Origin of the sequence: Flavitalea plasmicola, assembly GCF_030546645.1 — a bacterium.
GTDB lineage: Bacteria > Bacteroidota > Bacteroidia > Chitinophagales > Chitinophagaceae > Puia.
In genome coordinates, this window is sequence record NZ_JAUOTO010000006.1 from 578,665 (window position 1) to 594,485 (window position 15,821).

The window sequence follows — 15,821 nt, forward strand, 5'->3', positions numbered from 1 at the left end:
AAGGACAAAATTATACATGACTAATCGAATTTTAGCATGCAACAGGTAGACGACCCATACGATAAAGTGTTTAGGGAAGAGTGTACAAAATTTACAAATTTTTTCGGCATATTGCAAGAAGATAGATTATTTATTTGCTAAAACGGTTTAATGCATTTTTAATGGGGTAGAGTAGGCCACAACCCCTCAATTACACTATATTACACCATTCGGTACCACCATGGCAGAAACAAAGATCTTATTGGTAGAAGATGAAAAGAAAATAGCGGAAACCCTGCGTAAAGGACTGACGGAACATCATTATGAAGTGGACGTAGCCTATGATGGGGCCATCGGCAAAAAACTCTTTGACGCAGGCGCCTATGACCTCGCTATCCTGGATATCAACCTGCCGCTGATGAATGGATATGAGCTGGCACGTCATATCCGCTCCTACAATGAAGAGATCCTCGTAATCATGCTGACTGCCATGAACACGACGGAAGATAAAATAGAAGGCTTCGAGGCAGGTGCTGACGACTATATCGTAAAACCCTTCGACTTCCAGGAGCTGCTGGTTCGCATCCGCGCCCTTCTGAAACGCCTCCACCATCAGCCGGCCGCCGGCCCCAACGTATTGAAAGTGGGAGATCTGGTCATGAATCTCGATAGTAAGGAAGTGTCCCGCGAAGGCAGGAATATCCCGCTGACAGCCAAAGAGTTTCAATTATTGGAATACTTCATCCGGAACAAGAATAAAGTGGTGTCCCGCATTGACATCGCCATGAATGTGTGGGACATCGACTTCGATACCAAGACAAATGTCATCGACGTATATGTGAATTTCCTCCGGAAAAAGATCGAAAAAGACTTTTCTTCCAAGCTCATCTACACCCAGGTGGGCATGGGATATGTTCTGAAAGAAACCCCCTGACGTGAAGATCCGCTACAAAATAATGCTGCTGTTCACATTGCTGGTAACAGCGATCATATCCGTATTGACGTTGTCCGTCTCCTACTTTGCCAAGCTCGAAAGGGTGCAGGTTTTCAACAAACGACTGAAAGCGCGCGCCAGCTACAATACCCAGCTCTACGCGCTGATGGGCGACAGCGCCTTTTCCTTTCTCCGGCGGATGGATACCACCGGCGGCCTCCTGCCCGCCCGCAGTATGGGTATCTATACCGATGATGGTAAGACTTTGTATCAATATGATGTACCCGGAGCACCCCTGCTCCGCGTCGACAATGACCTCCTGCGGGAAGTGATAGGAAAGGGAGAAAAATTCTTCACACTGGGTGACCGGGATGCCATCGCCATCCACAGGGAAACCCGTAATAGGGACTTCATCGTAGTGGTGGCGGGCCATGATGACGATGGGCTGGAAAGAGTGGGAACCTTAAACAAGATCCTCCTGTTCAGCCTGGTGCTGGGCGTCTGTCTCACGGCCCTGGTAAGCTACCTGTTTACAGGTCAATTGCTACGGCCCCTGTCCCAGATCATCCGGGAAGTACAGGACATCTCCTCCTATGACCTTTCTCACCGAATCCGCGCCGGCACCGGACAGGACGAGCTGAGCCAGCTGGCCAATACATTCAACGATTTACTTGGACGCCTGCAGGAGTCATTCGCCATTCAACGCAGGTTCATCTCCAATGCCTCCCATGAACTTTCAACCCCCCTCACTTCCGTTTCCAGCCAGGTGGAGGTCATCCTGCAAAAAGAAAGGAACGCCGATGAATACAAACAGGTGCTTTATTCCATCCGTGAGGACGTCCAGCAGATGCGCCAACTGACCAAAAGTCTCCTCGAGATCGCCAAGACAGGCTCCCAGGGCGGTATCGAACTCAATGAAGTACGGGTGGATGAACTGCTGCTGAAAGTGACGGCAGATGTGAAAAAGCTCAGTAGCGACTACCGCGTCGAGCTCAACTTCGGAGAATTTCCAGAAGATGAAAAGGATTTTGTCGTATTTGGCAATAACGAGCTCTTATACATTGCCATAAAGAATATCGTGGAGAATGGATGTAAATATTCCACGGACAAACGGTCCGTGGTCGACCTCTCCTTCACAGACCATAAAGTATTTGTGCAGGTGGTAAACCAGGGGGATGTCATTGCGGCCGAAGAGATCCAGCAGATCTTTCAGCCTTTTTACAGGGGAGCCGGCACCGCCAATACCAGAGGATTTGGCCTGGGCCTGGCGCTCGCCCAACGTATCATAGCCCTCCATAAAGGCTTTATACGGGTAAGATCCGATATGGACACAGGCACCAGCTTCACTATCGAAATGCCCTCCATCACCATCTTCAACTGAGTTTTGTTAACGATCCTCCTGCACCGCTATTTTAATTCCTGTTTAATGCCCGTACGAAGACGATGGCCTAGTTTTGGGAAGAGGGAACGAAGCTCATGCAAAAATTATTCAACCATATGCTCGTGCCGGTGGACCTTGCAGACGATGAGGGCATTGTACAACAAGCGCTTCACATGGCCGGCCGCCTGCAATGCCAGCTGCACCTTTTCTACCATGTTCCTGGCGCTCACGGCGAAGGGGCGGCCGGCAGGTTAAAAGCCGATATACGGCAACGGCATCCTTTTCTCGCGGATCCTGCCATCTCCCTCGAAGTAAACATAGAACCCTCCTTCCCTGAAAGACAGATCCTTGATTATACCAAAAGGCACGGCATCGACCTCATCCTGCTCGTCAGGAAGAAAAGACCCGGCCACCCCCTCTTCCGGCACCCCGTTGGCGCTGACGTGGACCGGCTCGTAAATAAGGCCCTCTGCCCTGTGCTCTCCGTATTCGAACAGCCGTCCTTTTCCAGCCTGCAGAAGATCGTGCTGCCCGTAGGAGATCATATCCCGATGCGCCAGCTGGTTTTCGCCACCTACCTGGGCAGGACTGTTAATTCCACCATCCACCTCATAGCGCCCGGCAGCAGCAATGACCCTGGCTTTGCCATCGGGTCCCATGATAACCTCCATAAATGCTACCGCCTGCTGAGAGAGAATACAAACCTTTCCATAGAATGCCAGGCCAGTCCCGAAGAGGACCTGGAAGAGGCTGCCTGGGATTATGCGAAGAAAATTAAGGCCGACCTCATCCTCACCTCTCCTGGAAAGGGATCCATGCACGCCGGCTTCTGGAACAAGCTCCGCAGCAAATTCTTAAAATGGACCGGCGCACATTCATTGCCCAATACTTTCAGCATACCTGTAATGACGATCTCTAATCAGAATTAACCAAAGTCCCATGGCGCTCAATTCTTTCGTAAATTGAACGACATATGAAATGGACCCAAATCACAGACCCGCTGCACCATCTCGGTCTGTCGGCCCTGGTGGCCGCCCTCCCAATAGCCTTTATCTTCTGGGCCCTCATTATCAGGAAGATGAAAGGACACACGGTTTGCCTGCTCACCGCCCTGGCGGGAATGCTCATCGCCATAATAGTCTATGGCATGCCGGTGAAGCTGGCCGTCCTCTCCCTGGCTGACGGCGCCTTGTTCGGACTGTTCACCATCTGCTGGATCATCATGGGCGTTCTTTTCCTCTACCACCTGACAGTGGAAAGCGGACAATTCGCCATCATCCGGCATTTTATGGCTTCCATCACCACCGATAAACGATTACAGGCCCTGCTCATCGCATTTGCATTCGGCTCATTTCTGGAAGGAGCTGCCGGTTTTGGCGCGCCCGTGGCGATTACAGCCGCCATGCTGACGGGCCTGGGATTTGAACCATTATACGCTGCCGGCATCTGCCTCATCGCCAATACGGCCCCGGTTGCATTCGGCTCCATTGGCATCCCGATCACCGTAGCTTCCCAGGTATCCGGCCTGCCGGAAATGGCTATTTCACAAATGGTGGGTAAAACCCTGCCGTTGCTGTCCCTGCTGCTGCCTTTCTACCTCGTGTTCATAACAGTCGGATTCAAAAAGACATGGGAGGTCTGGCCCGCCGTGCTGGTAGCCGGATCCAGCTTTGCCATTGTTCAGTTTGTCACGGCTAATTACATCAGCCCGATGTTGCCCGATGTCCTTTCGGGTCTCACTTCCATCATTTGCATGATCGTATTGCTGAAATACTGGAGGCCAGGCCCGCATGCGCCACAAACCGCCTCCGGTTACACGAGCCTGCAGATCGTCAGGGCATGGTCTCCCTTCATGATCATGACCCTGCTGGTGATCCTATGGGGAGTCCCCGCCATAAAAGACCAGCTGAATACTGTCGGACAGCTGAAAGCTACGATCGCGGGACTGCATAATGCCATCCTCCGGGCGGATGGCAGTCCACTTGTGATCAAACCTTTCACCTTCAGCTGGCTTGCCAATGCCGGCACTGCCATGCTGTTTGCGGCCATACTTTCCATCCCGATCATCGGGGCTGACGGCGCGATGGCAGCCAAAGCCTTTCGTCTGACCATCCATCAACTGAAATTTCCCGCGCTCACCATAACCTCTGTAATGGGCTTTGCCTATGTTGTCAATAACTCCGGTATGTCCATTACCATGGCCCTGGCCCTTGCAACGACAGGCACGCTCTTCCCTTTCTTTTCCCCCATCCTGGGCTGGCTGGGCGTATTCCTCACTGGATCAGATACTTCTTCCAATGCGCTTTTCTGTAAATTACAGTATAACTCGGCGGTCGCCATCGGTGTAGACCCTGTTGTCACAGTGGCTGCAAATGTCTCCGGTGGCGTCACAGGCAAAATGATCTCCCCCCAATCCATCGCCATCGCTGCAACAGCCGTGGGCCTGGTGGGAAAAGAATCCGACATCTTCCGGTTTACAGCCAAACACAGCTTCATCATGCTGGCTATCGTCTGCATATTGACTACTTTGCAGGCCTGGCTTATCCACCTTTTTCATATAAAGCATATCTTCGGCCTATGAACATAGTTGCAATAGACGGTTATACCCTCAATCCCGGCGATCTGAGCTGGAAGGATCTGGAAACATTGGGACAGCTGACCCATTATGATCGGACGTCCGCCGACCAGATCATCGACAGATGCAAAAATGCGCACATCGTCCTTACCAATAAAGTGCCTTTTACGTCTGCTACCCTGGATGCCCTGCCGCAATTGAAAATGATTGCCGTGACGGCAACAGGATACAACATAGTGGATATTGCCGCAGCCCGGAAGAAAAACATCGTCGTCTGCAATGTTCCCGCCTATGGCACAGCTTCTGTTGCCCAGCACGCTTTTGCGCTCCTCCTGGAGCTGACCAACCATGTAGGCCGGAATGCCCGCTCAGTCACGGAAGGCAAATGGTTGCGCTCCGAAGACTGGTGCTACACGGAGGCGCCTATAATGGAATTGGAAGGCAAAACAATAGGTATCGTAGGCTACGGCAACATCGGGCAGCGCGTAGGACAGATCGCCCAGGACTTTGGTATGGAAGTGATCTATTACAGCCCGATGATAAAACCCTGGACGCCGGACGTACCCGCGGACCTGCCCACACTCTTCTCCACCAGCGATGTCGTGACCCTTCACTGCCCCCTGACTCCCGACAATCATGCCTTCGTGAATAAAGACCTGCTGCGCCTGATGAAACCCACGGCATTTCTTATCAATACGGCCAGGGGACAGCTTATTCAGGAGCAGGACCTGGCCGACGCGCTGAACGAAGGCCGCCTGGGAGGCGCCGCCCTGGACGTCCTGTCCATAGAGCCGCCCGTGGCAGCCAATCCCCTGCTCACCGCCAAAAACTGTATTATCACACCCCATAACGCCTGGATAAGTAAGGAGGCAAGAGAAAGGATCATGCAGGTGACGACCTCCAATGTAAGAGCATTCCTGGACCGCCATCCCATTAATGTGGTCACGCCAGCCTGAGCAGGACAACAGGCCTCACCTGTTCTCATCCGCCCGTGCAGCCGGCTCCACCACCACGTTCCTGGGCATCAGCAGTTTGCCGATCAACCCTGTCCACCCGGTCTGGTGCGATGCCCCCAGTCCCGTGCCGTTGTCGCCATGGAAATATTCAAAGAAGAGAACATAATCCTTAAAATGAGGGTCATGCTGCAGCTTGTCGCAATTGCCGAACACGGCCCTCCGACCTTTCTCATCACGGAGAAAGATATGCGACAGCCGGCGGGTCAGCTCATGGCTGATCTCATTTAATGTTAAGTATTTACCGGAATAGGTCGGGTACTCCACCTTGAAATCATCCCCGTAATAATGATGGAAACGCTGCAATGATTCGATAAGAAGAAAGTTGGGAGGCATCCAGATGGGACCCCTCCAGTTGGAATTGCCGCCGAACATACCGCTGTCCGATTCTCCCGGCACGTATTTTACACTTAGGACCTGGCCGTCTATCTGCAGCTCGTAAGGATGCTCTTCATGGTATTTGGACAAAGCCCGTACGCCATATTCGCTGAGGAATTCAGTCTCATCCAGCATACGGTTCAACAGCCGCTTGATCCGGTGCCCGCGCAGCAGCGACAACAAATGCTTCTCTTCCGAGCCCTTTTCATGCCAGCGCGACACCAGGGACGCCAGGTCAGGACGATGTTCCAGCAGCCACTTCAGCCGCTTCGCGAATTCAGGCAGGGCCTGTAAAATAACGTCATCGATCACTTCCACGGCAAAGAGCGGGATCAGCCCTACCATTGAACGGGCCTTCACCCGGATGCTTTTCTCCCCGGGGAGCCGGATAGTGTCATAAAAGAATTCGTCCTCCGCATCCCAGAGCCCTTCCGCCCCTTCACCCATATTGGCGATGGCCGCAGCAATATGGAGGAAATGCTCGAAGAACTTGTTGGCCATGTCCTGGTAAGCAGGATTATTCATGGATAGCTCCAGGGCAATGCGCATGAGGTTCAGCGAATAGGCGGCCATCCAGCTGGTGCCGTCCGCCTGCTCCAGCGTCCCCCCATAAGGCAGGCGCGTGTTGCTACGGTCAAAGATCCCGATATTATCCATCCCCAGGAATCCTCCCTCGAAGATGTTATTACCCTCCTCATCCTTTCGGTTAACCCACCAGGTAAAGTTGAGCAGCAGCTTGTGAAAGACAGTCTCCAGGAAAGCAATATCACCCTTGCCCCCGTTGGCATGCTTATCCAGCTCATAAACGCGGTAAGCAGCCCAGGCATGTACGGGAGGATTGGTATCGCTGAAAGCCCATTCATAGGCCGGCAGCTGACCATTGGGGTGCATATACCAGTCATGCGTCAACAGCAATAATTGATGCTTGGCAAAGTCGGCATCGATAATGGCCAGCGAGATACAGTGGAAGGCAAGGTCCCAGGCCGCATACCAGGGATACTCCCATTTGTCCGGCATGGAAATGATATTGCTGTTGTTGAGGTGCTGCCAGGTGTGATTACGACCCACTTTTCGTTGCGGCGCCGGAGGCGGCTGACGGGGGTCGCCCTTCAACCATTGATGAACATTGTAGTAATACAGCTGCTTACCCCACAACATGCCCGCAAAAGCCTGGCGCTGCACCAGCTTCTCGTCCTCATTAGTCATCTCTACCTGCAGTTCATTATAGAATTGATCCGTTTCTCTAAGACGTGCTTCGAAAATGGCGTCGAAGTCCCGGAATGGCGTCAGGCTGCAGCCTTTTTGCAATCGCAGCCGGATGGAGGTAGACTGGCCCGGAGGGACCATCCGTTGATAATGCAGGGCCGCCTTCGTGCCTTCCTGGTAGTTCACTGCATTCGTATTTTTTTGGACGACGTATTCATTGATGCCATCCTTAAAATAGCCGGTACCGTCAGCGCCGTATAACCGCTCTATATTGGTCTCGTTGTCACAGAAAAGGTGCCCTTCCTTTTCCTCCCCGAAGAACGTGAAATCTCCCAGCTCCCGGTGCTGGATCAGGATATCTCCTTCATTCGAAGTCATCATCCTGGGCTTATAATCGTCGTAACCCCAGGCCCAGGTATTGCGGAACCAGATCGTAGGCAGCAGATGGATAGGGGCCGCGGCCTTCCCGCGGTTGTACACGGTCACCCGCACAAGGATATCCTCCATGTCCGCCTTGGCATATTCTATGAATACATCGAAATAGTTGTCGTCGTCGAAGATGCCCGTATCCATCAGCTCGAACTCAGGATCCTGTTTTGTCCGCCGCTGGTTTTCCTCCACGAGCCGGTGATAAGGATACGCCTCCTGAGGGTACTTGTACAGCATCTTCATATAAGCGTGGGTGGGACTGCTGTCAAGATAATAATACAGCTCCTTTACGTCCTCGCCATGATTGCCCTCATAACCCGACAGGCCGAATAACCTTTCTTTAATGATCGCGTCCTTTTCGTTCCAGAGCCCTAAGCAAAAACACAGCGTCTGCCGCTTGTCGGAGAAACCTGCCAGTCCGTCCTCACCCCAGCGCCAGGCCTTGCTCCTGGCCATATCATGCGTGGTGAAGAGCCAGGGTTCTCCATTATAGCTATAATCCTCCCTCACCGTGCCCCATTGCCTTTCGGAGAGATAAGGGCCCCATTTTTTCCAATCTGGTATCTTAAGCCTTTCTTTTTCCATATTTTTTATCCATTCGTACTAAATCCCGGATACAAAGTCATGCCGCCATCCACAAATAAAGTGGTGCCCGTCACATATTCCGAATCATCGCTCGCCAGCCATACCGCCGCAGCCCCGATGTCCTCGACAACACCGACACGGCCATAAGGGATCAGCTCCAGCAGCTTTTTCTCCGCCGCTGGCGTATCCCACGCCTGATGATTGATAGGCGTCTTGATGGCGCCCGGTCCAATGCTGTTGACACGGATCTTCCAGGGTGCAAATTCCTGCGCAATGCTTTTCATCATCATCATAATGCCCCCCTTACTGGTGGCATAGTTGACATGCCCCGCCCAGGGGATCACTTCGTGAACACTACTCATACAGATGATCTTGCCGGCTGAGAGAGATCTTTCCGGCACAATGCCTCTCCGGAGGAACTCACGGATGGCTTCCCGGGCACAAAGGAACTGCCCGGTGAGATTTACGCCAAGTACAAAATTCCATTGCTCCAGGGTCATATCCTGGAATGGAGCGTCTCTTTGCAATCCCGCATTATTAACAAGAATGTCCACCGTTCCGAATTGAGCAATTACGTCGGAGAACATCTTTTGTACTTCCTGTTCCTTACTAACATCACACTGATATATGATGCCCCCGTTCCCGGCACTGATGACTTCCTCTAATATTGTCTGTGCCCCTATCTTGGTAGCTTCTGCCGGGTAGTTGATCACCACCGTTGCGCCTGCCGCCGCCAGCGCCCTGGCTACCCCCGAACCGATGCCGGAACTGGCGCCTGTGACGATGGCCACCTGCCCTTGCAATTTTTTCTCCTTCATATCGGTAAACCGTTGCTTATTGGTTCAATTTACCGATAAATATTCACCACCTTTTACTTTCCTGGCCTATTTAACAAGAAAATTCCAGTCTTCCGTATCATTAGCTTTGCCATAACGGATATTTTCCAACGCTGCTTTCAGCCGCGATCCCACACCCGGCTCTTCCGCGGCAGGCAGCACATAATCCTTGTCATCTATTCCGATGACCCCAATGGGAGAAATAACAGCCGCCGTCCCGGATCCAAATGCCTCGCTGATCCTCCCCCCGGCAAAGGCGGCTTTCAGTTCCTCCACGTCGACAGGCCGCTCCGCTACAGGGATACCGTCCCGGACGGCCAGCTTCAACAGACTGTCGCGTGTGACCCCATCCAATATCGAGTCGGATAAGGGCGGCGTTATCAACACGCCATCCACTACGAAAAATACATTCATGGCGCCAGATTCCTCTATAAAGCGATGCTCCTTTCCATCCGTCCACAACACCTGGTCATAACCCTCCTCCCTGGCCCGCTGGGTTGGGTACATGGAAGCGCCGTAATTGCCGCCGCACTTGGCATAGCCCGTACCGCCCCTTGCCGCACGGACAAAATCTCTTTCCACTTTCACCCGCACGGGCTGCTGAAAATAGGAACCGACAGGTGTGGCGACAATAACAAAACGATAGGCGCCGGATACTTTCACCCGAAGGCGTGCTTCCGTAGCGATCATAAAGGGCCGGATATACAGCGCGCTCCCCGCAGCTGCCGGCACCCAGGCCTTGTCAAGCTCCACCAGCCGCCGAAGGCCCTCTATGAAGATTTCCTGCGGCACAACAGGCATACACAAACGTTCCGCCGACAGCGACAGGCGCTCATGATGTTTATAAGGACGAAATATATTCACTGCACCATCCTCCATACCGAAAGCTTTCATCCCCTCGAAGATGGTCTGCCCATAGTGCAGCGCCAGTGCGACAGGGCTCAGCCGAAGATCCCCGAAAGGGATGATCTGCGCATCACTCCAATCGCCATCCGCGTAATCGCAGATAAGCATGTGATCTGTAAAATATTTTCCAAATTCCAGGTCATCCCAGTCCACTTCAGGAAGCCTGGTTTCGGAAACCCTTTGCACAGGAATAGGCAATGATTTGGTAATAGACATAATGTGGTTATTTTTTTATTGTGTTATATGAAGATCCCTGCCGATGCGTATGCTGGCATCTGCCAGGGCATCAAAGTCCTCCAGCCTGCTGCGATGATTGGTGATCGCCACCCGTATGGCATATCGCCCATGCAACACCGTATACGTCGGAAGGGCAATACCCTCTTCGTGCAGCCGCATGAGGATCTCCTTGTTACTGGTGTTCAGCTCCTCCTCTTCCATGCCCCCGGGATTCCACCGGTAGCAAACGATATTGAGCGGTACATCCGCCAACAATTCCAACTCTCCGTTCCCCCGGACCAATTTTGCGAGGTACTGCGCCTGATCCAGGTTTTGTCGCACCAGTCTCGCGTACCCTTGTACACCATGCTCTTTCAGCAGCATCCATACTTTCAATGCCTTGAATCCCCTTGACAGCTCCATCCCATAATTGGTGAAAGTCTCGGGCCCCGCCGATAGTCCCCGTTCATGCTGCATCAGGTAATTCACGGAAGTGGCAAAAGCTGCACGATGTATGGCTGCTTCTTTCACCAGCACACATCCTACCTCGTAATTCATGTAGAGCCACTTGTGAAAATCAAAGCTGAGACTGTCCGCCAGCTGCAAGCCCTTCAGCTTATCCCGGAATGAAGGCAGTATGTACGGAATAGCGCCAAACGCTCCGTCGATGTGGAACCATAAACCCTCTTCCTTTGCAATAACTGCCAGCACCTCCAGGTCATCGATGGCGCCCGTATTCACCGTTCCCGCATTCCCGATGATGCAAAAAGGTAGATGCCCTGCTTCCCGGTCCTCCCGTATCATGGTGCGAAGTACCTCCGTCCGCACACGGTAATCCGTATCCACCGGAACCTTGCGGAAATGGTCGCTTCCGATGCCGATGACTTCAACTCCTTTCGCCACACAGTTGTGCGTTTCCGAAGAGCCATAAACGATCATCTGTCCCTCCACGGCCCGCACACCTTTTTGCTTCACCCCCGCGCGAAAATGATTCCTCGCCACCACCAGCGCCGTTATATTCGCAATAGAGGCGCCGCTGGTGAGAATGCCGGAAGCCGATGCAGGGAAACCGAACATTTCTTTACTCCAATCCAACACCTGCTGTTCTACATACATCGCCGAATGATCACCGATGGCGACATTGGCATTCATACCGCTGGCCAGCATATCTGCGAGCATTCCGAAAGGCGTACCCCCTCCCTGCACCCAGCCCCAAAAGCGGGGATGTATATTGTTCTTATTGTAAGGCAGCACGGCACGAAGAAAATCTTCATACACATCGGCGGCATCCTGCGGCCCTTGCGGCAACGGCTGTCTCAAATCCTGCAATACATTCTCCGGCATCTTCACCCACGCCGGCCTTTCCCGTACCGTGCGCAAATGCTCCATCATATCGTCTACCATACGATGACCAAGCTGACGCAGCTCCTCCCAATCGGCAGGATCCAGATTATATTCCATAAGCAAATCATTTTCCCAAAATTCCGAAAGAATCTTATAATAAAACAGATGCAGATTTATTAATTTTGGCTGTATCAGATAATATATGCCAAAGAAAAAATTCAATGACCAGGACCACCTCTACCTCCAGGTAGCGGAAGGCCTGGAAAAAATGATAGGCGAGGAGACCCTTAAGATAGGGGACAAGCTGCCTTCCGTCCGGATGCTCAGCGAAGAGTATGGGATCAGCATGGGCACAGCTTTCCAGGCATACTATCACCTGGAAGGCAAAGGCCTGATTGAAGCCCGGCCCAAATCAGGCTACTATGTCCGGTTTAATTTCCGGAGAATGCCCGCCCTTCCACGGATCGCAGAGCCGGAGCCGGTGACCAGCGATGTGAGCGTGCAGGAGATGATCACCGCCGTCTTCAACGACATTACTTCCGACGACCTGATCAATTTTTCCATTGCAGCGCCGCCGACAAGCCTTCTGCCCGTGGCCCGGCTGAATAAATCGCTGGTGCACGCCATGCGCTCCACCCGGCATCATGCGATCCAATATGAACACATCCAGGGCAGTAAGGAGCTGCGTCGTCAGCTGGTGAAACAAGCCTTCCACTGGGGCGGCAAGCTGTCCGAAGAGGATGTGGTAGTAACGGCCGGATGCATGGAGGCCCTGGTCATGTGCCTGAAAGCCGTGACAAAGCCCGGCGATACTGTTGCCATCGAGAACCCTACTTATTTCGGCATTTTCCAGGTGATGGAAAGTCTGGGCCTCAAAGTGCTGGAGATCCCCTGCGATCCCATGACAGGTATGGATCCGGACCTGCTGGCTACCCTGATCAAAAAATTTCCCATCAAAGCCTGCGTATTCGTCCCTAATTTCAGCAACCCCCTCGGTTCCTGCATGCCGGATAAAAATAAACAAGCCCTGGTGGAGCTGCTTACCAGGGCCCGTATTCCCCTCATCGAAGACGACATTTACGGAGAGCTATATTTCGGACGCCATCGCCCCAAAACCTGCAAGACCTTCGATAAAGAAGGCTGGGTCCTTTATTGCAGCTCATTATCCAAGTCACTGGCGCCCGGCTATCGCATCGGATGGGCCATCCCCGGGAGGTTCACCGGGCAGGTAGTCCTCCACAAGATGATGCACACAGTGACGGGCGTCACCATCACACAACAGGCCATCGCTCATTTCCTAAGCATCGGCAGATATGAATACCATTTGAAAAAATTACGCAAGGCGCTGCACACACAATGCCTGCGCTATTTGCAGGGCATCATGCAATACTTTCCAGAGAATGTGAAAGTTTCCCGCCCCCAGGGTGGTTTCGTGCTGTGGGTTGAGCTGGATAAAAAGCTCAACGCCTACCTTCTGTACCGCGAGGCGTTGAAACATCATATCTCCGTGGCGCCCGGACAGCTCTTTTCCATGCAAGGTCGTTTTGGCAATTGTCTGCGCATCAGCTACGCCCGCCCCTGGGATGAAGATGTCGAGCAAGGGTTAAAAGTACTGGGTACACTCATCAGGAAGATGCTGTGACCCTCCGGCGCCGGAGGGTTGTAAAATGCTGAAATTCAGGAATGCATACAGCAAACAAGATCCTCGTTGTAGATAGATAAAAATTTCTTATATTTAGATAGGCTTTATTTATTACTAAAACGATGCCATATGAACCTCGTACAACGCGTGGAGCACTGGGGCGATACCCATCATCCTCAATGGCTCGATATCGTTCGCATTGCCCTTGGCGCCTTCCTTTGCTTTAAAGGAGTGCAATACCTGTATAACATGGGCACCATGCTCAATCTTATCACCAACAAGATGGGCTTCGGGTCATTCTCATCTATGATGATGAGCAATTACATTTCCTTCGCACATATACTGGGTGGCATCCTGCTGATATTGGGCGTGCTGACCCGGTTTGCCTGCCTCATCCAGATCCCGATCCTGCTGGGGGCTATCTTTTTTGTCAATCTATCGCCGGACAACTTGTACAGGCCTTTCTCAGAACTACTCCTGTCGGTCGTCGTGCTGCTGTTGCTGATCTTATTCCTGGTAATAGGCAATGGAAAATGGTCTTTGCTGAAATTCAAGGAATAAAAAGGTTATTGCGCATAGATGCCCTCAATGAGGTCGCGGTATTTTTCCGTGATAACTTTTCGTTTGAGGCTCAGCTTAGGTGTCATTTCGCCGGTCTCTATCGTCCAATCCAAAGGCAACAGCCGGAACCGTTTCACCTGCTCCACATGGCTGAAGAATTTATTATAGCTTTCGATGATCTCCTGGTAGAAAGCAATAACCTTCGGGTTCCTGACCATTTCCTCCTGGGAAGTTACCGCTATCTCATTCTGCCTGCACCATTCCGTCAGGTAAGAAAAAGCAGGCACGATCAGTGCACCTACAAATTTTCTTTCCGGCCCCACCACCATCAGCTGCTCTATATAAGGCGATTCTTTCAACTTACTCTCGATGGCCAGGGGCGCTACGTACTTGCCGCCGCTGGTCTTGAACATCTCCTTCTTCCGGTCTGTGATCTTCAGATATTTACCTTCTACCAGCATCCCAATGTCTCCCGTATGGAACCACCCGCCTTCCATAGCTTCCGCTGTCAGGTCAGGCCGCTTATAGTAACCCAACATCACATTCGGACCTTTGCAGAGTATTTCGCCGTCCTCCGCGATCTTCACTTCCACATCCGGGATGATAGGGCCCACAGTACCGAACATACGGTCTTCTTCCTGCAGACGGTTGACGCTGATCACCGGAGAGGTCTCGGTAAGACCATAACCTTCCAGGATAGGGATCCGGGCAGCAGTGAAGATCCTTATCAGCCTTACCTGACAGGCAGCGCCGCCGCTGGCGACACAGGTAAGATTATTGCCTAATGCCTCCCTCCATTTACTGAATATGAGTTTATTGGCCAGCGATAGCTGCAGGTTATACCATGCTCCCATCGGCCTGTTGATCTCATAACGGGCAGCCAGACCATGCGCCCAGAAAAAAAGCTTCTTCTTTATCCCTGTCAGCTCGGCTCCTTTCAACATGATGCGATCATAGACTTTTTCCAGCAGACGAGGTACCGTGACGAACATCTGAGGCTTCACCTCTTTCAGGTTCTCACCGATGGTATCCATGCTCTCCGCATAATAGATGGAGCTGCCGCTGAAAAGATATACGTAGGTCAGCATGCGCTCGTAGATATGGTTCAGGGGCAGAAAGCTAAGGGCCCTGATAGGGCCTCGTGGAAGACAGGGTATACAGGAGATCACATTGCTGACGATGTTCCTGTGCGAAAGCATAACACCCTTTGGTGTGCCCGTGGTACCGGAAGTATAAATAATGGTAGCCAGGTCTTCCGGCTGTATCTTATCCCGGATAGCGGCCAGTTGCCCGGCCTCAGCTTCGGAAACATCCGATAACAGCTCTTTCCAATGTTGGCCATGGGCCACATGCTCGAAAGTATAGATCCCTTTCAGGCTGGGAACCCGTTCCCGTATGCTCAGGACCTTATGGAACAATTCTTCGTCATTGACGAATATCAGCTTTACCTGGGCGTCATTGAGGATGAACTCCAGCTCATGGACGCTGATGGTAGGATAGACGGGTGTAAGGATGGCACCAATCTGCTGTACGGCCAGATCCAGCATGATCCATTCCGGTCGGTTCTTCGAAATAACAGCCACCTTATCCCGGCCTTCAATGGTGCCGTCCTGCCCGGAGATGCCAAGGCGCAGCAGCCCCGCACTCAATTTATGGATGGTATCGATAGTCTCTTCGGAGCTGTACGCCCGCCATTTGCCGTTTTCTTTGCCGGCCAGCATATCGGGAAGAAAAAGTCGGTCGTCTTGCTGTAAAATGCAGTCGAACAATCGTTTGGGTTCGGTCATATTCATTGTTTCGGAAATCAATGTACAAAACTTATCCCAAACAAAAGAA

Annotated in this window: 12 protein-coding genes; 7 read left to right on the top strand and 5 right to left on the bottom strand. The window is 52.2% G+C overall.

Annotated features, from left to right (window positions below):
- The first annotated feature begins 220 nt into the window (after positions 1-220).
- The 5 genes from Q4E93_RS24195 (at position 221) to Q4E93_RS24215 (ending at position 5,825) form a co-directional block, all read left to right on the top strand.
- Entirely contained in the window at positions 221-913 is a 693-nt protein-coding gene (locus Q4E93_RS24195; protein WP_303589725.1) for a response regulator transcription factor, read from the top strand.
- Between the two features lies 1 nt (position 914).
- Positions 915-2,294: a sensor histidine kinase gene (locus tag Q4E93_RS24200; RefSeq protein ID WP_303589728.1), complete on the top strand. Its 1,380-nt coding sequence runs from the start codon at positions 915-917 to the stop codon at positions 2,292-2,294.
- 95 nt (positions 2,295-2,389) lie between these two features.
- Positions 2,390-3,223 (top strand): universal stress protein, encoded by an 834-nt coding sequence (locus Q4E93_RS24205; RefSeq protein ID WP_303589730.1) that lies wholly within the window; start codon positions 2,390-2,392, stop codon positions 3,221-3,223.
- Positions 3,224-3,267: 44 nt separating this feature from the next.
- The gene (locus Q4E93_RS24210; protein ID WP_303589732.1) at positions 3,268-4,875 is read left to right on the top strand and encodes an L-lactate permease; all 1,608 of its coding nucleotides are present in this window, start codon (positions 3,268-3,270) and stop codon (positions 4,873-4,875) included.
- Positions 4,872-5,825 carry a D-2-hydroxyacid dehydrogenase gene (locus Q4E93_RS24215; RefSeq protein ID WP_303589733.1) on the top strand — a complete coding sequence of 318 codons (954 nt, stop codon included), beginning with the start codon at positions 4,872-4,874 and terminating at the stop codon, positions 5,823-5,825. The genes Q4E93_RS24210 and Q4E93_RS24215 overlap by 4 nt, the downstream gene beginning before the upstream one ends.
- A gap of 15 nt (positions 5,826-5,840) precedes the next feature.
- On the opposite strand, the gene Q4E93_RS24220 is transcribed toward Q4E93_RS24215, so the two are convergent.
- The 4 genes from Q4E93_RS24220 to Q4E93_RS24235 all read right to left on the bottom strand — a co-directional run bounded on the left by Q4E93_RS24220 (position 5,841) and on the right by Q4E93_RS24235 (position 11,899).
- A complete protein-coding gene (locus Q4E93_RS24220; protein WP_303589734.1) occupies positions 5,841-8,480 on the bottom strand; it encodes an MGH1-like glycoside hydrolase domain-containing protein in 2,640 nt (879 codons plus the stop codon).
- A gap of 5 nt (positions 8,481-8,485) precedes the next feature.
- Positions 8,486-9,298, bottom strand: a complete 813-nt coding sequence (locus tag Q4E93_RS24225) for a glucose 1-dehydrogenase (RefSeq protein ID WP_303589735.1) — start codon at positions 9,296-9,298, stop codon at positions 8,486-8,488.
- A 66-nt stretch (positions 9,299-9,364) separates the two neighbouring features.
- Positions 9,365-10,438: a branched-chain amino acid aminotransferase gene (locus tag Q4E93_RS24230; protein ID WP_303589737.1), complete on the bottom strand. Its 1,074-nt coding sequence runs from the start codon at positions 10,436-10,438 to the stop codon at positions 9,365-9,367.
- 15 nt (positions 10,439-10,453) lie between these two features.
- Positions 10,454-11,899: a pyridoxal phosphate-dependent decarboxylase family protein gene (locus Q4E93_RS24235; protein ID WP_303589740.1), complete on the bottom strand. Its 1,446-nt coding sequence runs from the start codon at positions 11,897-11,899 to the stop codon at positions 10,454-10,456.
- An 85-nt stretch (positions 11,900-11,984) separates the two neighbouring features.
- Between Q4E93_RS24235 and Q4E93_RS24240 the strand changes: the two genes are divergently transcribed.
- Together Q4E93_RS24240 and Q4E93_RS24245 are read left to right on the top strand one after the other, a co-directional pair.
- On the top strand, positions 11,985-13,424 hold the full coding sequence (locus Q4E93_RS24240) for an aminotransferase-like domain-containing protein (protein WP_303589742.1): 1,440 nt from the start codon (positions 11,985-11,987) through the stop codon (positions 13,422-13,424).
- 129 nt (positions 13,425-13,553) lie between these two features.
- A complete protein-coding gene (locus tag Q4E93_RS24245) occupies positions 13,554-13,985 on the top strand; it encodes a DoxX family membrane protein (RefSeq protein ID WP_303589744.1) in 432 nt (143 codons plus the stop codon).
- A 5-nt stretch (positions 13,986-13,990) separates the two neighbouring features.
- Here the strand turns inward: Q4E93_RS24245 and Q4E93_RS24250 are convergent, their stop codons facing one another.
- Positions 13,991-15,772, bottom strand: coding sequence for an AMP-dependent synthetase/ligase (locus Q4E93_RS24250; protein ID WP_303589746.1), 1,782 nt, complete (start codon positions 15,770-15,772; stop codon positions 13,991-13,993).
- Between the last annotated feature and the right edge of the window lie 49 nt (positions 15,773-15,821).